General features: G+C 42.0%; 20 protein-coding genes. 15 read left to right on the top strand and 5 right to left on the bottom strand.

Translation table 11 applies throughout. The features are described 5' to 3' along the window. Positions 1 to 248: 248 nt before the first annotated feature. The 7 genes from RMY00_RS07425 (at position 249) to hetR (ending at position 10,396) form a co-directional block, all read left to right on the top strand. Positions 249 to 710: a helix-turn-helix domain-containing protein gene (locus RMY00_RS07425; protein WP_322646930.1), complete on the top strand. Its 462-nt coding sequence runs from the start codon at positions 249 to 251 to the stop codon at positions 708 to 710. A gap of 18 nt (positions 711 to 728) precedes the next feature. Further along, entirely contained in the window at positions 729 to 1,559 is an 831-nt protein-coding gene (locus RMY00_RS07420) for a PIN domain-containing protein (RefSeq protein WP_322646929.1), read from the top strand. Between the two features lie 55 nt (positions 1,560 to 1,614). Next, the gene (locus tag RMY00_RS07415; protein WP_322647132.1) at positions 1,615 to 2,661 is read left to right on the top strand and encodes a zinc-dependent dehydrogenase; all 1,047 of its coding nucleotides are present in this window, start codon (positions 1,615 to 1,617) and stop codon (positions 2,659 to 2,661) included. 224 nt (positions 2,662 to 2,885) lie between these two features. Next, positions 2,886 to 4,175: an inorganic phosphate transporter gene (locus RMY00_RS07410; RefSeq protein ID WP_322646928.1), complete on the top strand. Its 1,290-nt coding sequence runs from the start codon at positions 2,886 to 2,888 to the stop codon at positions 4,173 to 4,175. Positions 4,176 to 4,978: 803 nt separating this feature from the next. Next, the gene (locus RMY00_RS07405; protein WP_322646927.1) at positions 4,979 to 7,387 is read left to right on the top strand and encodes an EamA family transporter; all 2,409 of its coding nucleotides are present in this window, start codon (positions 4,979 to 4,981) and stop codon (positions 7,385 to 7,387) included. Further along, a complete protein-coding gene (locus tag RMY00_RS07400; protein ID WP_322646926.1) occupies positions 7,388 to 7,570 on the top strand; it encodes a hypothetical protein in 183 nt (60 codons plus the stop codon). Positions 7,571 to 9,496: 1,926 nt separating this feature from the next. Then, positions 9,497 to 10,396, top strand: a complete 900-nt coding sequence (gene hetR / locus RMY00_RS07395; protein WP_322646925.1) for a heterocyst differentiation master regulator HetR — start codon at positions 9,497 to 9,499, stop codon at positions 10,394 to 10,396. Positions 10,397 to 10,878: 482 nt separating this feature from the next. Here hetR and RMY00_RS07390 read toward each other — a convergent pair whose 3' ends face one another. Then, positions 10,879 to 11,586: a hypothetical protein gene (locus RMY00_RS07390; protein ID WP_322646924.1), complete on the bottom strand. Its 708-nt coding sequence runs from the start codon at positions 11,584 to 11,586 to the stop codon at positions 10,879 to 10,881. A 465-nt stretch (positions 11,587 to 12,051) separates the two neighbouring features. Here RMY00_RS07390 and rpsD point away from each other — a divergent pair, with 465 nt between their 5' ends. Next, a complete protein-coding gene (gene rpsD, locus RMY00_RS07385; RefSeq protein WP_109010946.1) occupies positions 12,052 to 12,660 on the top strand; it encodes a 30S ribosomal protein S4 in 609 nt (202 codons plus the stop codon). 215 nt (positions 12,661 to 12,875) lie between these two features. On the opposite strand, the gene RMY00_RS07380 is transcribed toward rpsD, so the two are convergent. Then, positions 12,876 to 13,370 carry a quercetin 2,3-dioxygenase gene (locus RMY00_RS07380; RefSeq protein WP_322646923.1) on the bottom strand — a complete coding sequence of 165 codons (495 nt, stop codon included), beginning with the start codon at positions 13,368 to 13,370 and terminating at the stop codon, positions 12,876 to 12,878. A 398-nt stretch (positions 13,371 to 13,768) separates the two neighbouring features. On the opposite strand from RMY00_RS07380, the gene RMY00_RS07375 reads away from it, so the two are divergent. After that, on the top strand, positions 13,769 to 14,272 hold the full coding sequence (locus RMY00_RS07375) for a hypothetical protein (protein ID WP_322646922.1): 504 nt from the start codon (positions 13,769 to 13,771) through the stop codon (positions 14,270 to 14,272). Positions 14,273 to 14,322: 50 nt separating this feature from the next. Here the strand turns inward: RMY00_RS07375 and moaA are convergent, their stop codons facing one another. Beyond that, positions 14,323 to 15,309 (bottom strand): GTP 3',8-cyclase MoaA, encoded by a 987-nt coding sequence (gene moaA, locus RMY00_RS07370; RefSeq protein ID WP_322646921.1) that lies wholly within the window; start codon positions 15,307 to 15,309, stop codon positions 14,323 to 14,325. Between the two features lie 166 nt (positions 15,310 to 15,475). On the opposite strand from moaA, the gene RMY00_RS07365 reads away from it, so the two are divergent. After that, entirely contained in the window at positions 15,476 to 16,507 is a 1,032-nt protein-coding gene (locus tag RMY00_RS07365; protein ID WP_322646920.1) for a hypothetical protein, read from the top strand. 52 nt (positions 16,508 to 16,559) lie between these two features. After that, entirely contained in the window at positions 16,560 to 16,709 is a 150-nt protein-coding gene (locus tag RMY00_RS07360) for a hypothetical protein (protein ID WP_322646919.1), read from the top strand. Here the strand turns inward: RMY00_RS07360 and RMY00_RS07355 are convergent. Next, positions 16,699 to 17,526, bottom strand: coding sequence for a carbohydrate ABC transporter permease (locus RMY00_RS07355; protein WP_322646918.1), 828 nt, complete (start codon positions 17,524 to 17,526; stop codon positions 16,699 to 16,701). The two genes, RMY00_RS07360 and RMY00_RS07355, sit on opposite strands and share 11 nt — an antisense overlap. 178 nt (positions 17,527 to 17,704) lie before the next feature. On the opposite strand from RMY00_RS07355, the gene RMY00_RS07350 reads away from it, so the two are divergent. Further along, positions 17,705 to 18,403: an aldehyde oxygenase (deformylating) gene (locus RMY00_RS07350; protein ID WP_322646917.1), complete on the top strand. Its 699-nt coding sequence runs from the start codon at positions 17,705 to 17,707 to the stop codon at positions 18,401 to 18,403. Here the strand turns inward: RMY00_RS07350 and RMY00_RS07345 are convergent. Further along, positions 18,390 to 18,632 carry a hypothetical protein gene (locus RMY00_RS07345; protein ID WP_322646916.1) on the bottom strand — a complete coding sequence of 81 codons (243 nt, stop codon included), beginning with the start codon at positions 18,630 to 18,632 and terminating at the stop codon, positions 18,390 to 18,392. The two genes, RMY00_RS07350 and RMY00_RS07345, sit on opposite strands and share 14 nt — an antisense overlap. A 50-nt stretch (positions 18,633 to 18,682) precedes the next feature. On the opposite strand from RMY00_RS07345, the gene RMY00_RS07340 reads away from it, so the two are divergent. The 3 genes from RMY00_RS07340 (at position 18,683) to RMY00_RS07330 (ending at position 21,913) form a co-directional block, all read left to right on the top strand. Continuing rightward, positions 18,683 to 19,702 carry a long-chain acyl-[acyl-carrier-protein] reductase gene (locus tag RMY00_RS07340; RefSeq protein WP_322646915.1) on the top strand — a complete coding sequence of 340 codons (1,020 nt, stop codon included), beginning with the start codon at positions 18,683 to 18,685 and terminating at the stop codon, positions 19,700 to 19,702. A gap of 145 nt (positions 19,703 to 19,847) precedes the next feature. Next, entirely contained in the window at positions 19,848 to 20,828 is a 981-nt protein-coding gene (locus RMY00_RS07335) for an acetyl-CoA carboxylase carboxyltransferase subunit alpha (RefSeq protein ID WP_229494780.1), read from the top strand. Between the two features lie 359 nt (positions 20,829 to 21,187). Next, positions 21,188 to 21,913, top strand: a complete 726-nt coding sequence (locus RMY00_RS07330; RefSeq protein WP_322646914.1) for an SDR family oxidoreductase — start codon at positions 21,188 to 21,190, stop codon at positions 21,911 to 21,913. Positions 21,914 to 22,005: the final 92 nt, after the last annotated feature.

Here is a 22,005-nt window from a genome sequence, read left to right as displayed (position 1 = left end):
CAAGAAATTTTATTTTTCGGATATTTCGTTTACGTACTCCAAATAGCGTCTATAATTGATTCCCCTCGTCCGTCTATTAACTGACCCAACATCAAGGTGATCGATACCTTCTTTTTACAGAGGGTAAATCATAAGGCTCTTTTACCTCTTTCCCAATAATTTATTCATTTTTGTTTCGGATATTGCGTTTATGTAATGTAGAATATATTATTATAGATACATTATCAAGAGAATTGAGGTTCACCACAATGGCTATCATATCTAGGCAAAACCTGCCTACAGAGTCAGTGATTGCTCAAGAAAAAGAAACCCAATCAATCAAGCAAATAGAACGTCTTCTAAAACTTGAAGGCTCCCACCCAAAACTTGTAGGTACAAACGGAGAAGAAATTGTTATACCTGATTCTGTTTATCAGGTGCTGCGTCAAGTTGTCCATGCGATGGCATTAGGTCAGGCTATATCTATAGTTCCTCAAGAGCAGGAATTGACGACACAACAAGCAGCCGAATTTCTCAATGTATCACGTCCCTATCTAATCAAGTTACTAGAGCAGGGTGAAATTCCTTATGCCACCGTGGGAACACATCGACGTGTTCGTTTTAGGGATTTGAGAAAATATAAGGAACAAAGGGATGCGAAACGTCACCAACTTTTACAGGAGCTAGTTGATATGAGTGAAGAAACTGGTCTGTATGAGTATGATGAATAAGTACTCAGAAAAGTTTCTATGCTCAGTGTGATATTAGATGCCTGTGTTCTTTTTCCAATGTACCTTCGAGATACTTTGCTGACCACTGCTGAGTTTGGCTTATATATGCCCTATTGGTCACAGAAAATCTTGAATGAAGCAATGGACAAGCTTGTTCTTAAGGAGATGGTATCAGCCGAACTAGCTAAAAAACTACAGGAGACAATAAAAACAGCTTTTCCTGAAGCAATGGTTGAACAAGTACCTTGGGAAATAGAGGCAGCTATGACTAATCATCCTAAAGATCGTCACGTTCTTGCTGCTGCAATAATAGCTAGGGCTGATATTATTGTGACTAATAATCTCAAGGACTTTAGTGCTAGTGCTTTGGCTCCTTTGAATATAAAAGCACACTCACCTGATAATTTTCTGAGTGATCTATTTGATAAATATCCAGAAGAAATGGTTCAAGTAGTGCAGAGACAGTCATCAAAGTATAAAAGGAAGCCCCAGACTGTTGATGAACTACTTGAATTATTAAGTAAACAGATACCTGGATTTACTGCAAAAATTTTATTGCATGAATACGGCGAGAGTATTTTCAATACTACAAATAAAGCTTTAAATATAGTAGGAAGGCCATCACCAGAAAGTGGCAAATATTTGGAGGGCGAACGATATCGGGTATGGCGGAACAAGGAAATTTTAACAATTACTGCTAAAGATAGTAGAGGGAAGATTCTACAAGTTAAAAATTGTAAAATAGAAGGAAAGCTTTCATCGCCGGATGTCAAAGCATTCCAAATATTTGAACAAAGCTTAGAACAAGAACTAGAACAAGCTAAAATCCAAAAATCTCAAACTTCATAGCCGAACGTTGACTGCTAATGTTACATCTAGTATCGTTGAGCGGGGAAAAACCAACGTGAAAGCACAGATATTTAGAGGCGTTAATCAACTTTCTTACGAAGATATCCCAGTTCCAACCCTAGAACCAGATGAAGTGCTGGTACAGGTGCGGGTTGTGGGATTGTGTCAGTCAGATATTAAGAAAATTCGTTATCCACTGTATGAACCGCCGCGCATTTTTGGACATGAAACTGCCGGCACGATCGCAGCAATAGGCAATAATGTCAAAGGTTGGCAAGTTGGACAACGGGTAGCAGTGATGCACCACATCCCTTGTATGCGTTGTGCCTACTGCCTAAATGATAATTTCTCTATGTGCGATGTTTATAAAAACATCTCCACTACCGCAGGCTTTAACGCTAGTGGTGGCGGTTTTGCCGATTATGTCAAGGTTCCCGGACATATTGTGGAAAATGGCGGGCTGATTCCTATCCCGGATAATATCAGTTTTGAAGAAGCGAGTTTTGTAGAACCGACAAACTGCTGCTTGAAAGCAGTGAGAAAAGCTCAAATTGCTCCAGGACAAACTGTATTAGTTACTGGTGCTGGGCCAATTGGGTTAATGTTCATTATGTTGGTGAAGTATTTTGGAGCAAAAGCGATCGCTACCGATTTACTACCCTCTAGAATTGAAAAAGCCTTGAGTGTCGGTGCAGAAGCGGCTTTTGATGCTCGCGATCCCGATTTAACAGCAAAAATCCATGCCCTAACTGGTGGACTGGGTGTTGATATTACTCTGCTGGCTGTTCCTAGCGAAAAAGCTTTCTTTCAAGCACTTGATAGTACTCGCAAAGGTGGCAAAATATTATTTTTCGCCGAATTCCCTGATGAGGTGGAAATTCCCATTAACCCTAATATCCTCTACCGTCGAGAAATTGACTTGATAGGAAGTTATAGCTCATCTTATCGGCTTCAGAGTTTATCAGCCGATATTGTATTTAATCAGCGAATTGATGTAAAAGCGTTGATTAGCGATCGCTATCCATTAAAAGATTTATCAGCAGCTGTTGAGCAAGCGATCGCACCTACACCCGATACTTATAAAATCTTAATTTATCCGTAAAAAGGAAATGAGGGGAATAAGGAAGCAATTTTTCTCTCTCATTTTCCTCATCTCCCGATACGGTTCGGGTTCGGTTAAGGTAAGAAACGCGATAAATCGCTGTCTCTACAAAGGACTGATTATTGTAAAGACGGCGATTCATTCAGCGCTTCTTTGCGATCTAGAGCTTGTCATCAAAAAACCTTGTCCGAACCGTATTGGCTCATCTCCTTCATCTCCCTAAAATGCTTATTACCCTACTTTTCGTAGCTCTACTAGCTTTCTATGTCGCCTGGAATCTCGGAGCAAATGATGTCGCTAACGCGATGGGAACCTCTGTAGGTTCCAAAGCTGTTACTCTCAAACAAGCACTGATAATTGCTGGGGTTTTAGAGTTTACGGGTGCTGTGTTGTTTGGACATGAGGTAACGGAAACTCTCGCAACGAAAATTGCTAATCCCGCCTTGTTCGCAGCTACACCCCAAATATTCGTAACTGGGATGATAACGGTACTAATATCCTGCGGTGTGTGGTTGCAAATTGCCACATCACGAGGTTTACCAGTCTCATCTTCTCATGCGGTTGTAGGTGCGATCGCTGGATTTAGTTGGGTAGCTTTGGGAGTAGGTGCAATTGATTGGTCATCAATTCGCTTGATTACCATTGGCTGGGTTTTAACGCCATTAATTAGTGGTGCGATCGCTGCTTTATTTTATAGTCAAATCAAGCATTGGATTTTAGATCAACCCAATCAAGTCGTGCAGTTACAAGAATGGATTCCCTGGTTGAGTACTGCGCTGCTAGGTATATTCGGCGTAATTGTATTACCATCGCTAACTCAACCGCTAACCAATTTTGTAATTGAGCTTGGTTTCAACATCCCCCCTTACGACATCCCACTGTTAACTGGTGCAGTGGCAGCAGTTGGACTGACAATCATTAGTTGGCAACAATTGGAAAATTTGGGGAAAACAGAAGAGTCTATCCAATCCCCAGTCTCCAATCCCCAGTCCCCAATCCCTAATCCCGTAGAAAGACTATTCGGAAGATTCCAACTACTAAGTGCTTGCTTTGTCGCCTTTGCTCATGGTTCTAATGATGTGGGAAATGCGATCGCTCCTTTAGCTGCGATCATCTACATTAATCGCACTGGTAGCGTACCTACAAATGGTATCACCATCCCTATTTGGATTTTAATCCTTGGTGGTGCTGGTATTGTTGGTGGTTTAGCTGTCTGGGGTAAAAAAGTCATCGCCACTATTGGCGAAAACATTATTGCCTTACAACCTAGTAGTGGATTTTGTGCCGAACTTGCTACTGCTACCACCATCCTCATCGCCTCCCGGCTAGGTTTACCAGTCTCCACTTCCCACGCTCTCGTCGGCGGTGTAGTCGGTATTGGACTAGTGCAAAATATCAAGTCGATTAAATTTCAAACACTAAAAGGTATTGCCGCCGCATGGCTAATTACAATCCCTGTGAGTGCCGTCCTTAGCGCTGCCATCTTTAGCATCGCCCGGATTTTGTTCTTCTAAGAATTATTAATATTTTCCTAAATTTTTTTCTACTTCATCTACTCAAAGTAGAACCTAGACTGCAACAACGCCAAAAAAGCGGGTTTTTGCAGAACTGCTGCTCATTCATTAGAATGTTGTGCAGGGGATAACGTAACTTTGAATTTCCACAGAAAGATACTTTAATCTCCATTTAGAGATATAAACTGTCACACAAGTTACATTCCACACGAATTTACAGTTAATTTTGCAAGTCAAGAAGAGGAAAAGGGGCAGTTCTTGCTGGGAGCAGGGGGGAAATCCCCATACATAATAAGTAAATTTATTTGCTCTCAAATCCTTGTGGCAGGCGGAAAGATACTAGAATTCCCCTGCTATCCTGCCTCTTGAGTCAGACGATTTTGTGGCAATAATGCACCCATCTGCAAGCCTTTGACAATTACTATTGGTAGCAAAACAATAAATGTTTATTTGGAGTGAGATTTATTTAAAAGTAAAAATCTCATTAGCAAATAGTTGATATAAATTAAACTGACCAAAACAAAACAGGTTGGAGTTGAAGCGACTTACAGCCATACGGGTAATCCAAAGTCCAAAATCGAATGACAAAATACTTGTCAATCCTGAAGAAAACACTGTGTATTAAGTAGTAAGGTAAATTTTATGCTTTGCCAAGTTGTGTTCAGTATGACAGAATTACGTTGAAATGCGGAAGTGCTGTTAAAATTTTTAATTTATCTGACAAAATACATGAAGTTAGTATGAGCGTCAATAAAGTGTACCGGAAGCAGCTTTATCGTCAAGGTGTTAGAGGTTAGAAGCTAATGGGGCGATTCGAGAAGCAACCAGAAAACCCAAGAGTCAGAGGCGAGCTATCCAGAGCAGCAGAAAATGCTCTTTGGGCTGTAGTTGAAGATTTAGAAAATCTTCAGCAAAATGTCCTCAGAGGATTGCAGGAAGACGTAAAGCGACTTCAGTCAGAAAAAAACCGATTATCTGATGAGATTCAAAGCTTAGTAGAGGAAAAAGAGCATTTACAACAAGTGCGCCAAATTACTGAGCAGCAAGTGTTAATTCGGCAACTGGCAGAAGTTCTGGCAAAGCATATATCTTCCCAACTGCAATCCTCTCTGGCAACTTTAGCTAACCAAACCATAGAGGGCAAGTCTTACGATCAAGCTGCGCTTAAGTCGGCTGAAGTAAGCAGCAATGTAGTAGGTGAAATAAATGAAAAAGTCGAACACATGTTTGACAGCTTGGATGACACCGTTACTATTACCTTTAACTCGCTGCAACAGGAGCTGAAGAACTATCAAAGTAATCTTTCCCAACAGTTGTCACGGATGTACAGCCAGCAGCAGCAAGGGGAAACGATTTTGGCGGAGTTTGTTAATCGCCTGCATGGAGAACTAGACAAAACTATTGAAGTCGCTTCACGCAAACCAGCGACAGCAGGTATACCTACTGTTTTGCAGTTTACTGAGCCAGAAAAAAACAGTTCTTTTGAGGCATCCTCGCCACAAGTTAACGAAATAATAAGAAATTCCTCTGAGCCAATTTCTCCGATCGCTAATAAATTTTCACCAAAGGAAACGACATCAGAGCCGACTGTTGTTAGAGAAAACCCCGCGAACCCAATTTCTGCCCCCAGCAAAGACTTATCCCAAAGGGAAACAACATCACAACCGCCAGTTCTTAGAGAAAATGTCGCTAACTTAATTTCTATCACCAGTAAAGATTCGTCCCAAAGGGAAACAACATCAGAGCCAACTGTTGTTAGAGAAAACGCCGCGAACCCAATTTCTGTCCCTAGCCAAGACTTGTCCCAAAGGGAAATAACATCAGAATCGACTGTTGTTAGAGAAAACGCCGCGAACCCAATTTCTGTCCCTAGCCAAGACTTGTCCCAGAGAGAAACTAAATCAGAGTCGAATGCTGTTATAGTTCCGCCACCAAAAGAAAACGCTACTGAACCAATTTCTGTCCTCAGTAAGGACTTATCGGAAAACGAAACGACATCAGAGCCTCCGACTCTATCTGTGCCACAGCCGGAAGCAATACAACCTTCACGAAGGAGAAACGCTGCTGAATCAATTTCTCTCCTCCGCAGGAACGTGTCACCGAGCAAAACTAAATTTCCGCCTTCTACTGCGCTAAAGCCGGAAGCAAAATCCCCACAATCGCGATCGCGCAATTCCTCTGGCTCATCGTCGCTCCAAATCGGTTTATTATTGATTGTCTTATCAGCAGTGCTATCGTCACTTTATAACGTAGCCATCAAGATAATTTTCCACGAAGGTTCCCAAATTTTTGGAGTATTAGATGTAGAGCGCTTGCTGCCGCCGACTTTGGGCAATACTTTCTTAATTTTGACCCTACGGTTTATGGTAGTAGTGCCACTGATGGTATTGTTATCTCCGATACTGCACCCAACCTTATGGCAAGACTTAGAAAACTTGGCCGCTTCAGTCCGAGGAAATCCCACACCTGCTAGTGCAGCTACCAAGCAGATTTTGCTGTTGTCATTTGTGAGTGGCTGTTTTTTGTTTTTGTCTCAGGTTCTCATATACATTGCGATCGCTCAAGTCACAACTGGAATGGCGATCGGACTGTTCTTTATCTATCCGATGGTTAGTGGTTTATTGTCGTGGTTTCTGTTTCGCGATCGCCCTACACTATTTCGCATCAGTGCGATCGCCGCAATTTGCTGCGGTGAATTATTGGTTTTAGGAGGTTCTCCCAACCCAGGTATGGGTAATACTTCAATGGGAAGCAGCGCCGCCATTCTTTCCGGCGTGGCTTTTGCAGCCTACATAATTCTGACGCGGGTTTGTGCTAGCAAACTGCATCCCGTGACTTTTACTTTGATTAACTTCGCCACCATGTTGCTGTTGAGCTTCATCTGTTTGATGCTACCTTTACCGAGCGATTGGAACTTGGTAGTTGATCCCTCTAAGATGCTGGAACTGGTTTTAAGTGCATTTATTTTGGGTGTGTTAACTCTTGCTGGCTATTTGCTGAATAATGTTGGTATTAGTAAACTAGGTGGCTCGCGATCGGCACTTATCGGTGGTACTATCCCAGTTTTAACCGTGATTTTCGCTGGGCTAATCATTCAAGAAAATTTGGATATCGTGCAAATTCTAGGAGTATTGTTAGTAACCTTTGGCGCGGCCGCTTTCAGCTTTGAAACAATGCGAAATCAGGTTAAACCCTCTAATCCCACCAATTAAATGACAAGTTCAATCAGTTTAGGTGTGGTGGGAGGTATGGCTCCCATCACTCTGGGCATAAATCCTGACACGAATACGCCTAGTTGCAACTTCTCTAAATCATTTGAAAAAACAACATCCCCGGCTTCTCACAGAAGCCGGGGATCTCAATTTTTACCAATAATTTACGATTTAAGTCGGTGAGAATAATTCAAACTACATTAACTGATGTAATGTGAAAAATATTGAGGCATTGCTGAATTGAAGTATAAATCTGGATGTAGAAACGTAGCACTGCTACCTCTCTACAAGGATTTTGGTATTATGCAAAATCATTTTCATACATGGAATCAGCAACACCAATATTGAAATCAGTTTGTAGTGAGCGGCTGGAGGCGCTCTCCTAGAAACGCTACGCGTAGCTTGCTTCCCCGCTAGGGTACACCGCATTATTTACGCCATCCTACTTATAGGTGGAGACAGCACTTAATAGATGAGTCAACAGTAATTAGAATAACTTGACTTGTAATATATTTTTAGGAATTTAGCCTGATACAGATAGGTAAACACGTATATGTAAGCAGTACGAGTAGTACTGATTCAAGCAATTTAGTACGAGTACTTGCTCACAAAGAAGATAGGCAAGGAGTTAATGCCATTACAGCACGTTTTGGAACTATGAGATGAAGAAGTAGCAGAAGTATTTAGAGTAACCCGGTTTTTAAGCATGGTAGACTCAGTAAATGGGCAAGAATAAAATGAACTATGTTACAGAATGTAAAGCTAATTAAATTGACTTGTAGTAGACCTTCAGACCTTAAAATAGGGTTATAGCCGCTTACTATAAACTTTTAATTATTCATGCCCACTTAACTTATTATGTTTGGTGAAATGGTATCTTTATTTATGTCGGTCTGCACTAGTCAATTTGGTCTGCATAGGCGTAGCCCACCGTAGGTATCGCCCAGATGCCTAGAAAAAGAAGCTTATATCGTAGCTTGCTGCGGATTCTCTTCTTTTTATTTACGCAATTCAACATCCGTAAAATATATAAAACAGCGAGGTAAAAATATACTTAAAAATAGCCAATGAATTAGTTAAATCATGAAAATTTAAAATTCTTTCATGAAAAAAATATCTAAATAATCATAAAATCCACTATGTTTTATTTATTTGGATTTGACTAATAACTAATTATCTAGCTATTGGCATAATCAAAAAACCTTAATAACTATGCAATTAATTCAGAGTCAATTAAGGCTTTCTGTGTAAAATTATCAACACAAAAAGGTAATTGTAAATCGCATTTAATAGGAGAAAATAATGTCATCAAACCTTGATTTAGGAATAATATAAATGTATTTAATATAGACATTGTTTATCAAGTTTGAAACACATAAATTTGTTATAAACTGAAAAAAGAATGATATGATAAAGAACAAGAATTGAAAAAACAACAGGTATTTTGTAAATTGGAATTAATTGCTCTACTTGATGTCTACTGTCTTCCCTCAAGCCAACGGCTTATACTGGCGAGACATCACTGGAGGTTGTGAACAATGATCATAGTTCGCAACGAGCCGTATGGCTTAACCTCTGAATGTTTCTACACCTGGGAAGCGATTTTTTCTTAGACCAGTCCCAATTATTTCTAGTCATTTGTATGCTAAAAATAATTCGTTAAAGCTGAATAAAAACTATCTTTTTCGAGTAACAGATATCCCAGATGAACCGCGCAAACTAGTTTTTACTCCAAGTCGGCATAGTGCCATAATTAAGGTGTAAATAGCTTGATGTTGTTGCTCTAGAAAGATAAAAAACCTCAGAGAACTTAAAAGCTTTATAGATTACTTGCAACACAGTTGACTTTTGGGACGGAAACGGTCGTCAAGCTGAACTTGGTGATGTCTATAATTTTCTGGTCAAATGCTTCAGACAGTTATAGTAACCACAACTAAATCTGCCTTAATACCAGAAAATATAGAAAATGGTAGTTTGGGCTACCACGGATTTCATAGTTATCGCATACTAATATAGTCTGAAGTGACAACATTGCCTTCAGCCAGGTGTATACTACCTATTTTCAATCCATTAAAAATTCTGTAAACGTGCTATTCAATTGTCTGTAATATGAGTAACGACATAGATCTGATCAAACGTCTTGACCCCAGTGCGATGGATCAGATCATGCTTTATCTGGCTTTTAGTGCCATGCGGACGAGTGGGCACAGGCATGGGGCATTTTTAGACGCAGCCGCAACAGCAGCAAAGTGTGCGATTTACATGACCTATCTAGAGCAGGGGCAAAACCTGCGGATGACAGGGCATTTGCACCACCTAGAGCCGAAACGGGTAAAAATTATTGTCGAAGAAGTCAGACAGGCTCTAACAGAAGGCAAACTATTAAAGATGCTAGGTTCTCAAGAACCACGCTATTTAATTCAATTGCCTTATGTCTGGCTAGAAAAATATCCTTGGCAACCGGGGCGATCGCGCGTTCCTGGTACAAGTCTGACAAGTGAAGAAAAAAGACAAATTGAGCAAAAACTGCCCAGTAACTTACCTGACGCTCAGTTAGTTAGCTCTTTTGAGTTTCTGGATTTGATTGAGTTTTTGCATAAGCGATCGCAAGAAGACTTGCCACCCGAACACCAAATGCCTTTGAGTGAAGCCTTGGGTGAGCATATCAAGCGCCGTCTGCTCTACTCAGGAACGGTAACACGCATTGATTCTCCTTGGGGAATGCCCTTCTATGCTCTTACCCGTCCTTTTTATGCCCCCGCAGACGATCAAGAACGCACTTACATCATGGTAGAAGATACCGCTCGGTATTTTCGCATGATGAAAAATTGGGCAGAACGGCGACGAAATGCCATGCGCTTGCTAGAAGAACTTGATATCCTCCCAGAAAAAATGGAACAGGCTATGGAAGAATTAGATGAAATTATCCGTGCCTGGGCAGATAAATATCACCAAGACGGGGGTATTCCAGTAATTTTACAGACAGTTTTTGGCGAAAGAGAAGACTAGCACCGCAGGGCAAAAGTCAATAGTCAATAGCCACCCATGCTTTAATTGTGTGCTTTATAGCTGTAATGACATAGTAATTTATTTCCGCCGGACTGTACTAGTAGAGCTACGTAAAATTCAAAAAGCTTACTTTATAAGCTTTCCACTGATTTTGTCCGTTTCTTAATAGTAGGGAGATGCTTGATCTATTTAGATTGTAACACTGTACTAGCAATAATAGTACAAAAGTCACAAGCGATTTTGTGACTTTTGTATTGTGAGTGTTTAGTTTGCATAATTTGCAAGCAGATGATAATTATGGTTTTTTATAGATATTTTTGCTTTAATCAGAGTAGTAGTCTGTCCCATTAATTTTGATGAGTTCATAGTAATCCTGGAACAGCTTACCCATCAATTTAAATTTGACAAATTATTAGGGTGTATATTTTACTACACACCCTAATAATTAACCTGTATTTTTAGTCAATTACAAAGGGCTGTAATCAATTTGTCGTGCTGGGTTGCGTTGGTACAATCGGTTGCGTTGGAATAACCGGTTGTGTTGGAACACTTGGTTGTATTGGAACACTCGGTTGTGTTGGAATACTCGGTTGCGTTGGAAATGGGGTAGTCTCTAAACTTGGACTTGAACCCGCAGGTATTATAGTTGACGGTGGAGAGGAAGATGAAGCACCGATAACACTATCATCAGCACTGATACAAGTATCTAACGCCTGTGTAGCAGGAAAGTCGATTTGACTACGTAAGCCAACCACACACTGTCCAAAGCGCACAGGTAACAAACTACGTCCACAGTAATCTAGAACTGCCAGATTAGCTTCTTCCTTGGTACTTAAGCTGACGCCAACTACACAGGTAGCTAACTCCTCAGGACGCCGGGCCCTTCCACAAGTAGAAAGTGCATCTGTCGCGGCAATTTGGGTTTCCTTCTCAATTTTAACCACGCAAGCAGCCAAATCCCTTGGACGCAGTGCTGCTGAACAACCTTGTGATGCCGCTACTGCCGTTACACCCACTTTTAGGAGGCGACCCGCACAAACACTATAATCATTGTTGTACGAAGCAGCGATCGCTGTATTTGGTAAGATCGTTGCCAAACATCCAGCTATAGCCAAAATCGGTACTGTTAAAATCCTGGAGGTGGAACTGGCTTGTTTGTTCTTACCTCTATTAACCGCTTTATTGCTCATTGACGTTGCCATTCTCCAAACACCCAAAGTTATGCTAACTCAAATATCTTAAAAATCCTCTGTAATTAAAGAATTTCGGCGGTAGCAAGCTATAGACATAATTAATTATGCCGGAAATTATGTTAATATAGCTGTTTGAAAGATAAGTAGGCAACGTAAAAAGTATTTCAGAGTAAGAATACTGCGTAAACTAATCTGATGATTGAGTAGCCTACGAAACTAAATAAACACAAAAAACTTATTGGCACGAGTACGGCGGGGCACGTCGGAATTCAAGCTTGGAAGCTAGTCTGTCGGTACCGACTTAAAACAACTGGCGCAAAAGTTGATGCCTCTACTTTGGTAGGATACGTCATACCAAGGCAAGCAGCCTCACAAAACCAAGAATACCCTGATTTTTTATCAGGGGAATGTCAAAATGGAATGTTTGGGTAAAGTTTAAACAGGATTAGATTAAGGAAACTCATGTCCCGATATAGAGGGCCACGCCTCAGAATTGTACGCCGCTTGGGCGATTTACCAGGATTAACTCGTAAAAGCGCCAGACGCGCTTATCCGCCTGGTCAGCATGGTCAGAACCGTAAAAAACGCTCTGAGTATGCTATCCGTCTAGAAGAAAAGCAAAAGCTCCGCTTCAACTACGGTTTGACTGAAAAGCAATTGCTACGCTATGTACGGAAAGCCAGACGTGTTACTGGTTCTACCGGACAAGTGCTGTTGCAATTGCTAGAAATGCGCTTGGATAATACCGTTTTCCGCTTGGGTATAGCTCCGACTATCCCAGCAGCTCGTCAACTGGTAAATCACGGTCACGTAACTGTTAACGGTCGTGTGGTTAATATTGCCAGCTATCAATGCCGTCCTGGAGAAGAAATTGCCGTCAGGGATCGGGCACAATCACGGAAGTTGGTGGAAGCTAACTTGCAATATCCCGGTTTGGCAAACCTCCCCAGTCATTTGGAGTTTGACAAAAATAAGTTGGTTGGTAAAGTCAACGGCGTTGTTGAACGGGAATGGGTGGCACTACAAGTTAACGAACTACTTGTGGTGGAATACTACTCACGACAAGCGTAATAGTCATTTGTCCTTAGTTATTTGCAAAGGGCAAGTCCCAAAGTGTGAGCAGAAGAAACAAATCTCTGCTCACACTTTTTAATTGAGAATAATTAATATTAAATTTATTTAAACAATACTTCTGGCAATATTGCCAGAAATATCAATTGAAGAATTTTTCCTTCTTGTCCTGCTAAATATCCAATTATTTTCAATATTGAATCAAAACCACAGCTTTATGGAGAATTATCAGCTTCAGGAAGAACAATTGTAATTCCATATTCCGGAGCAGTTGCTAATATCCGGTCAATGACTTCTTGAGTTATGGGTAACGGTGGAACTGATGAATTTTCTACTTTAGTTCCGACTTGTGCAAAAAACTTTTCTATTCCACCTGGAGTAGCCCAAATCAGCATTTTGGCTGGTACAGAACCAATATTTTTAAAACTATGGAGTTGGCCTTTGGGAGAATGCAAGAATGTTCCCGGAGTTGCTACAACTGTTTGTTCATCAAGATGAAACTCAATCGAACCCTCTTGAATATAGAATGCTTCATCTTCTCTACTATGAATATGTGGCGGCGGGCCTAATTGAGGTGCAAGTACTACTTCAAACAGTGCATATTTGCCATCTGTTTGTTCGCTCGTAGCTTTAAAGGTGGCTACATCGCCTGCCACTGAATAACTATCACCTTCACCGGGTTGCGATAATATTCCATAATTAATTGTCATTTTCAATCATCTCCTGAGTTTTATGACAAACAGATTGCGCCGCTTGCACCAATCAACAAAACACAGCCTAGCTATGATTAAAAAGTCGAGTAATTAAGCTCCAATGGATTTCCTACGATTGTTGGTACCGAAAGGAAATAGGATACTTACTTTTAATGCTAAAAATGATTCAATTTAAAGCGTTCGTCGCAGACGTTGGCGTAGCCATCGCTCAACTTATTTCTTTATTTTTAATCTTTGCTGACTCAACGGCACTACAATATCTTGGGATAATAGATCGATAACACCATTAGTAGGCAGAGATTTAATAAAAGTTATTACCTCTTTTGTCCAAAGTCAAATTCTAACTGACGTTCGTTGAACTTTCAAGCTCAATTGCTTAGTGGAGCAAACGATTAATGACTTGGAAAACGGCATTCCTCTTTATGGTACTGGCAACTTTAGTAGTAATACTTGTGGGTTGGTTAACATCAATTGGAATATTACCAATTAGTCAAATGATTAACTATAGCGATGCTGGACTGAGATTTATTCGAGTCTGGATATTATTAGCGATCGCTATTGGGCTTATTGTTCCTACAATTACGTTTGTTATTTGGTTTAAGTATCCTGAAATTCGCAAAATTTTTGGCTTATACTTGCTAGTTCTTATTATCCAAATTGTCACTGAACAAATAGTCAGTAAAGTTTGGTTTCCAAGCTTAGTGGTAGTTATTGGTACACTTTACACTGCATTTCGAGTTTGGCAACTTTGGCACGAACAGCAATTCATCAAAAGTACTGATTTCGTCGTAGAGCGAGGGAACTTCAGGATAATTAGTAGTGTCTTGTGGCTGCTGCTTTTGTTTTGGTCAAGTAATTTAATCATGCTACTGACTCTATCCTGGCCAAGTATTTTGTAGTTTTGCAGCAAATTGGAGATTTTTAACCTTTGATTCAGTATGACCAATAGCTATCCGCCAATTTGCGACATCGTGCGAGTGTATATACCCTTATTACCAGAATCGCGCCCTTTAAAGTTAATTTCTGCTTTGATTCCGAGTAAATGCCTCACCTGCTCTTGTAATTGAGCGGTGCTAGTGCCAGAACGCAAAGCAGTTTTTAAATCTATTTGACCAGTTTCATTTAATAAACAAGGACGCAGCCAGCCATCAGCACTCAGGCGCATCCGGTTACAACGATCGCAAAAACATTCTGACATCTGACTAATAAATCCCAGTGTCCCCTTCGCACCGGGAATTTGAAAAACATCAGCAGGCCCAGCACCACGAACTTGAGCTTCTGTCAAGCCCCAGCGATCGCGAATACGTTCTCGTAAATCGGCTGAAGATACCCAACCGCGATCGCCAAACAAATGCACATTACCAATGGGCATAAATTCAATAAATCGAACATGCCACTGTTTATCAATTGTCAGGGCGGCTAAATCGAGAACTTCGTGGTCATTGACACCAGGAATCACCACCACATTCAGCTTCAGGGGGTCGAATCCGACCTGATGGGCAGCTTGAATGCCCTGCCAAACTTGTTGCCAACGAGAACGCCCGTGATTACCAATAATTTGATCAAAAATGTCGGGATCAAGAGAATCCAGACTAATATTAATTCGTCGCAAACCAGCGTTGTAGAGGTTTTGTGCCATCGGAGCCAGCAAAAAACCGTTGGTGGTCATTGAGAGGTCTTGAGTTTGGGGGAGACTTGCGATCGCGCTGACTAAATCTACCACGCGCGGACGCAACAAGGGTTCACCCCCAGTCAACCGAAACTGCTTAAAGCCTACTGGAATAAATACTTCTTTAATTAAGGTGAGTAGTTCTTCATCAGTCAACAGCTGTTGCTTGAGAATATAGTCCAGTTCTACTCCCTCTGGCATACAGTATTGACAACGAAAATTGCAGCGATCGATTAAGCTTATGCGGAGGTAGTCTACCTGATTCATCGTTTTATTTTTATTGTCTCTAATTAATTAAAGACTTTACAAAGTTGGTTTACGGCTTTCTACTATATTTATTGGTTGTAACTCAAGATACCGTACTCCCCCTTAAGTGAGAGTCCACAGATTGTGGCATAATAAGCCGACCGCATCCACTAGTTAGTCATCAATCGTGCAAGACACCGACTCCATAAACGACCTTGCTGCTGCTTTACTACAGCCAGCAGATATCAGCTTTGAACTGCCCGATCCAGAAGATGAACAGATTCTAGAATCAGATTTTCAACAGCAGCTAGAAGTAGCGTGGCAGGTATGCGATCGCTTTGATTTGCAAACTGAAATTTGGCGGGGGCGAATTTTACGGGCTATCCGCGACAGAGAGAAAGTCGGTGGTGACGGACGCGGTACTGGCTTTCTGCGATGGCTAAAAGAACGGGAAATCAGCAAAAGTCAAGCATACTCATGGATTCAACTGGCGAATAGTGCCGATACTCTTATCGAAGACGGTAAACTCGATCCCGGAACTGTGAACAACTTTAGCAAACGAGCATTTGTTGAAACCTCCAAAGCAGTCCCAGAAGTTCAACAGATGGTGAGTGAAGCCGCCCAAAAAGGCGATCGGATCACCCGGCGAGAAGTGCGTCAACTCAGCGATGAATGGACAGCCATGTCCTCAGATTTATTACCCGAAGCAGTCAAAGAAAAAGCAGCAGATAACACCCTTCCCCCGCGCTACATTGCCCCACTGGTGAAGGAAATGGAAAAACTGCCAGAATCGCACCAAAAGTTTATCCAAAAGGAAATTGCTGCTAACCCTGATGTGGATACCCTGAAACAGGTAACTAACGAAGCGCGTAACTTGGCCAAGTATCTTAAAGGGGCGGCTCAAGTTCAGGCGCTGACGCAGGAAAATATTGATATTGAAACAGCCTTAGAAGAAGCGCAAAGAGTCGGCTGCTTGAGCATTGCTGCTGATTTGGTGAATCAAGCATCGCAAATTGAACAAACGATCGCTAAATTGTACATGACTTGGAAACGAATCAGTAATTTAGCAGATCGATTATATGTAGATACTGGTGCAAGTACACCCAACTTGCGATCACTCCTCACTTGCTTGGAACCTCTGGGTGGTGAAATCATGGAATTGCAACTTAGTGGTGCAACTGAACACACTATACGTCTGCAAATTCAAGAGACGAGTTAAAACAATTCGCGTGTGAAGATTACAGTGAAAAAGCGATCACACCACACCTGATTTGAATACAAAGGGCGATCGCTTACATCAAGGTTATATCAAATCAGCGATGTCTACGACGGGCTATGCCAACGCACCAACAGATGAGTTAAGTAGAAAGTGCGATCGCTTGCATCAAGGTAATTGCGAAATTAGCGATACTAATTCTTAATCCCCGTCGCAGCAATACCTTGAATAAACTGACGCTGACCGATGAGAAATAATACCATCACTGGAACAGTCGCTATTGTCACCGCCGCCATCATCAACGGCCAATTATTCGTAAATTGCTCTTGAAACTCAGCCAACGCCAATTGCACCGTCCTTAATTCTGGTCGTGTCGTAAATACTAAAGGCTTAAACACATCATTCCATTCACCGATGAAGGTGAACAAAAACAGCGTCACCAACGCCGGACGCGCTAAAGGTAACATCACCCGCCATAAAATTTGTAGTCGGTTCGCCCCATCTATGGCTGCGGCTTCCTCTAACTCCACGGGAATTGTCTGGAAATACTGACGTAACAAAAAAATTCCAAACCCGTTGACAGCAGTGGGTAAAATCAGCGCCCAGTATGTATTTATCAGGTGTCCCCACTTCAAAACCAAAAAGATGGGAATCACCAATAACTGAAAGGGAACCACCAAAGTTGCTAAAACGACCAAAAGCAGTGCTTGGCGTCCCCGAAACTTCAGCCGGGCTAGGGCGTAACCCGCTAAAGCAGAAGTGACAATCTGAAACGCCGTCACAGCGATCGCTACCAGGGTAGAATTAGCAAACGCCAGTAAAAATTTTCCCTGTTGCCATGCAACCCGGTAATTAGCTAAAGACCAGCTATTTTTGGCCAAATTTTCCGGGCTGGTGGCCGTCGGTGCAAAGGAGGTGAGAAAGACCACAAACAGAGGTAGTAGAACGATAAATGCCCCTAGCAGCAATACTAGTAGGCTCAAAAAATCACCAGATTTCACATTCGGGTTTGGTTTAGACATAACTTGAGCCGCAAAGCATTTATTTCGCTAGTACTAGAGCATTGCCCCCAGCAACCATTAATCTATAAAGATAGTCTACTTGTTAAGTTAAATTAAACCACAGTGATTATTACCCTCAGTTCATGGGGTAAATTGAATCCTGGTGTCAAATAATCAGGTTTACAGGAGTAAAGATACCATGCAGCAGCTTACAGACCAATCTAATTCCTTAGATTTCAAAAGCGAAACATACAAAGATGCTTATAGCCGGATCAATGCGATCGTGATTGAAGGGGAACAAGAAGCCCATGAGAATTACATCACACTAGCCCAACTGCTGCCAGAATCTCATGATGAATTGGTTCGCCTATCCAAGATGGAAAGTCGGCACAAGAAAGGATTTGAAGCTTGCGGGCGCAATTTACAAGTAACCCCAGATTTGCAATTTGCTAAAGAATTTTTCTCTGGACTACACCAAAATTTCCAAACAGCTGCCGCAGAAGGAAAGGTTGTTACTTGCTTGTTGATTCAGTCTTTGATTATTGAATGTTTTGCGATCGCAGCATATAACATCTACATCCCCGTCGCCGACGATTTCGCCCGTAAAATTACTGAGGGAGTAGTAAAAGAGGAATATAGCCACCTCAACTTTGGAGAAGTTTGGTTAAAAGAACACTTTACAGAATCCAAGGCTGAACTTGAACTTGCAAATCGCCAAAACCTACCCATCGTCTGGAAAATGCTCAACCAAGTAGAAGGTGATGCCCACACAATGGCAATGGAAAAAGATGCTTTAGTAGAAGACTTTATGATTCAGTACGGTGAAGCATTAAGTAACATCGGTTTTACGACACGCGATATCATGCGCTTATCAGCCTACGGACTTATCGCCGCTTAAAAAAGTTAGGAGCAAAACCGGAGACGCTTTGCCCCCGGTGAGGAATGATCGCTAAAGAATTATGAGTTGTACTTCTAACTCCCAACTCCTGTACAGACGCGATTAATGAGCCAGCGCGTTGCGGTGAATCCAGCGCTGTAGGCGGGTTTCCCGCCGTAGGCGACTGGTGAACCCGAAGGGGGGTTCCCCCCGTTGTAGCGACTGGCGTCGCGTCTCTCCCAACTTCCACCTCTACTAAATTCCACCCTTTCGAGACAGCATAAGCCTAATAATCACTACATGTTTGGTCTAATTGGACATCTGACTAGTTTGGAACACGCTCAATCGGTAGCCCAAGAATTGGGATACCCAGAATATGCCGATCAAGGGCTAGACTTTTGGTGTAGCGCCCCACCACAAATTGTTGATAGCATTATTGTTACCAGTGTAACTGGGCAACAAATTGAAGGACGGTATGTAGAATCTTGCTTTTTGCCAGAGATGCTAGCTAGTCGCCGCATCAAAGCCGCAACACGCAAAATTCTTAACGCCATGGCCCATGCACAGAAGCACGGCATTAATATCACAGCTTTAGGCGGATTTTCCTCAATTATTTTTGAAAACTTTAAGTTAGAGCAGTTTAGCCAAGTCCGCAACATTAAACTAGAGTTTGAACGCTTCACTACAGGAAACACTCATACTGCCTACATTATTTGTAAGCAGGTGGAAGAAGCCTCGAAACAACTGGGAATTGATTTATCAAAAGCAACTGTTGCTATATGTGGAGCAACTGGAGATATTGGTAGTGCAGTTACACGTTGGCTAGATGCAAAAACAGATGTTCAAGAACTTCTGCTCATAGCCCGCGATCAAGAACGTCTCAAAGAGTTGCAAGGCGAAATGGGACGGGGAAAAATTATGGGTTTGACAGAAGCACTACCCCTAGCTGATGTTGTAGTTTGGGTTGCCAGTATGCCCAAAGGCGTTGAAATTGAACCTACCACTTTGAAACAACCCTGTTTGTTGATTGATGGTGGTTATCCTAAAAACTTAGCAACAAAAATTCAGCATCCTGGTGTACATGTGTTAAATGGTGGAATTGTAGAGCATTCCCTGGATATTGACTGGAAAATTATGAAAATCGTCAATATGGACGTGCCAGCCCGCCAGTTGTTTGCTTGTTTTGCCGAATCAATGCTGTTGGAATTTGAGAAGTTATACACGAACTTTTCATGGGGACGGAATCAGATTACCGTAGAAAAAATGGAGCAGATTGGTCGAGTATCAGTAAAACATGGATTTAGACCACTGCTGGTTTAGTCATTAGTAGAGACGCGATTAATCGCGTCTCTACGATAGTCCTTAGTCATTAGTCATTTGTTATTTGCAAAGGATAAAGGACAAAGGACAAAAGATAAAAGACAAAGGATAGATAACTCATAACTCGTAATTGATAACCCCTACGATGGCAACTACCGAGCGTAAACCGCTACTGTTAGATTTTGAAAAGCCCCTAGCAGAACTAGCAACCCGAATCGATCAAATTCGGCAACTTGCAGAGGAAAATGGCGTCGATGTTTCTGGTCAAATTCGTCAGCTAGAAGCACGCGCCATGCAACTGCGTGAGGAAATTTTCAGTAGTCTATCCCCATCTCAACGGCTGCAAGTCGCTCGTCATCCGCGTCGCCCCAGTACTCTCGATTACATTCAGGCTATTAGTGATGAATGGATGGAATTACATGGCGATCGCTGTGGTGGTGACGATCCGGCTTTAGTTGGTGGTGTCGGTCGTCTGTGTGGGCAACCTGTGGTGATGTTGGGTCATCAAAAAGGCCGTGACACCAAAGACAATATTGCCCGTAACTTTGGAATGCCTTACCCTGGCGGCTACCGCAAAGCAATGCGGTTAATGGAACACGCCAACAAGTTTAGTATGCCAATACTAACTTTTATCGACACACCAGGAGCTTGGTCTGGAGTAGAAGCAGAACACCAAGGTCAAGGAGAAGCGATCGCCTACAACTTGCGAGAAATGTTCTGCTTAGATGTACCCATTATCTGCACAGTTATTGGTGAAGGCGGTTCCGGTGGCGCACTCGGTATTGGTGTAGGCGATCGCTTACTCATGTTTGAACACTCAGTTTATACCGTTGCCACTCCCGAAGCCTGCGCCGCCATTCTGTGGAAAGATGCTGGTAAAGCTCCCCAAGCAGCTGTTGCTCTAAAAATTATTTCCCACGACCTGAAAAAGTTAGGAATTATCGACCAAATACTGCCTGAACCCACTGGCGGCGCTCATTCCGATCCTTTAAAAGCCGCTACTATTCTCAAGCAAGTGCTGTTGGAAAATTTGGACGAACTCAATCGTTTAACTGCTCCAGAACGCCGTCAACTGCGCTATGAAAAATTCCGCAAAATTGGCGTTTTTACAGAAGTTGCCCACTAAAAACCCTGCATAATAATTGATTAGCAGAGCATAAATGCTATAATTGCCTATGTGCTTAAAGATTTTTAACAATCTAGCCATAGGCATTTGCATGTTTGGTAAATCTACTCAATTTGATTGAGTAGCTTTTGTATTATCAAGTAATTTAATTTGAGTATACGGCGTGGTTTTCCAGGCGACGATTTGTTGTCTTCACTGGTAAAACCCACAATATACCTACTATTGCACTGCATCATAGCAGTTGCTTAATCGGAAATCATCAGATTTTTAGATTCCTTTAATCTATCTAGACCGAGAAGCGTGAATAATTGGGTGGTAATAGAGTTTGGGAACTGCCAAAAAATTGGGAGACACCATGAATGAGTGTTGAGCAAAAACGACGCGCCCTGATTACTGGGGCAAGCAGTGGAATTGGGAAAGCAACGGCTTTAGCTTTTGCAAAAGCAGGAATAGATGTCGCCTTAGTCAGCCGTTCTTCGGAGAAATTGGAGGCGGTAAAAGAAGCTGTACAGCATACTGGGGTAGAAGCGAAAGCTTACACTGTAGATTTAGCACGGATCTCCGAAGTAAAAGAAAAGATCCAAGCGATCGCCCTTGACTTTGGCGATATAGACATTCTGATAAACAATGCGGGCCTTGCCTACACAGGTACTTTGAGCGAAACCCCCCTAGAGGACTGGCAGCAGGTAATTGACTTAAATCTTACCAGCGTGTTTCAGTGCATTGTAGGGATTTTGCCTTCAATGCGCGATCAAGGCACAGGCACAATTATCAACGTCGCCTCAATTGCCGCCAAGCAGCCGTTTCCCGGTTGGGGAGCATACAACGTCAGCAAAGCGGGTTTGATAGCCCTCTCTCAAACCCTGGCACAAGAAGAACGCACCCACGGCATTCGTGTCACTGCTATCTGTCCCGGCGCAGTCAATACCGAACTTTGGGATACAGAAACAGTTCGTGTCAACTTAGACCGTTCCAAAATGTTAACCCCGGAAATTGTTGCTCAGTCAATTCTCCACACAGTTTTGTTACCACAACAGGCAGTAATTGATGAATTGACCCTGATGCCCAGCGCCGGCGCACTCTAATTAGTCCTTCGTCCTTTGTCCTTTGTATAAAGCAAATGACTAATGATTATTATACAGACGCGATTAATCGCGTCTCTACTGATGACAAAACC

Origin of the sequence: Nostoc sp. ChiVER01 (assembly GCF_034531155.1) — a bacterium.
GTDB lineage: Bacteria > Cyanobacteriota > Cyanobacteriia > Cyanobacteriales > Nostocaceae > Nostoc.
Note: the sequence above shows the minus strand (reverse complement) of the source record. Positions and strands in the feature narration are given on the sequence as shown.

What these genes read in the sequence shown, in the direction of transcription:
- RMY00_RS07400 (WP_322646926.1), top strand. Translation starts at nt 7,388, where the DNA reads ATGACAAGTTCAATCAGTTTAGGTGTGGTGGGAGGTATGGCTCCCATC.
- RMY00_RS07425 (WP_322646930.1), top strand. Translation starts at nt 249, where the DNA reads ATGGCTATCATATCTAGGCAAAACCTGCCTACAGAGTCAGTGATTGCT.
- RMY00_RS07350 (WP_322646917.1), top strand. Translation starts at nt 17,705, where the DNA reads ATGCAGCAGCTTACAGACCAATCTAATTCCTTAGATTTCAAAAGCGAA.
- RMY00_RS07420 (WP_322646929.1), top strand. Translation starts at nt 729, where the DNA reads ATGCTCAGTGTGATATTAGATGCCTGTGTTCTTTTTCCAATGTACCTT.
- hetR (WP_322646925.1), top strand. Translation starts at nt 9,497, where the DNA reads ATGAGTAACGACATAGATCTGATCAAACGTCTTGACCCCAGTGCGATG.
- RMY00_RS07410 (WP_322646928.1), top strand. Translation starts at nt 2,886, where the DNA reads ATGCTTATTACCCTACTTTTCGTAGCTCTACTAGCTTTCTATGTCGCC.
- RMY00_RS07390 (WP_322646924.1), bottom strand. Translation starts at nt 11,586, where the DNA reads ATGAGCAATAAAGCGGTTAATAGAGGTAAGAACAAACAAGCCAGTTCC.
- RMY00_RS07375 (WP_322646922.1), top strand. Translation starts at nt 13,769, where the DNA reads ATGACTTGGAAAACGGCATTCCTCTTTATGGTACTGGCAACTTTAGTA.
- RMY00_RS07405 (WP_322646927.1), top strand. Translation starts at nt 4,979, where the DNA reads ATGGGGCGATTCGAGAAGCAACCAGAAAACCCAAGAGTCAGAGGCGAG.
- RMY00_RS07355 (WP_322646918.1), bottom strand. Translation starts at nt 17,526, where the DNA reads ATGTCTAAACCAAACCCGAATGTGAAATCTGGTGATTTTTTGAGCCTA.
- RMY00_RS07340 (WP_322646915.1), top strand. Translation starts at nt 18,683, where the DNA reads ATGTTTGGTCTAATTGGACATCTGACTAGTTTGGAACACGCTCAATCG.
- RMY00_RS07380 (WP_322646923.1), bottom strand. Translation starts at nt 13,370, where the DNA reads ATGACAATTAATTATGGAATATTATCGCAACCCGGTGAAGGTGATAGT.
- moaA (WP_322646921.1), bottom strand. Translation starts at nt 15,309, where the DNA reads ATGAATCAGGTAGACTACCTCCGCATAAGCTTAATCGATCGCTGCAAT.
- rpsD (WP_109010946.1), top strand. Translation starts at nt 12,052, where the DNA reads ATGTCCCGATATAGAGGGCCACGCCTCAGAATTGTACGCCGCTTGGGC.
- RMY00_RS07335 (WP_229494780.1), top strand. Translation starts at nt 19,848, where the DNA reads ATGGCAACTACCGAGCGTAAACCGCTACTGTTAGATTTTGAAAAGCCC.
- RMY00_RS07330 (WP_322646914.1), top strand. Translation starts at nt 21,188, where the DNA reads ATGAGTGTTGAGCAAAAACGACGCGCCCTGATTACTGGGGCAAGCAGT.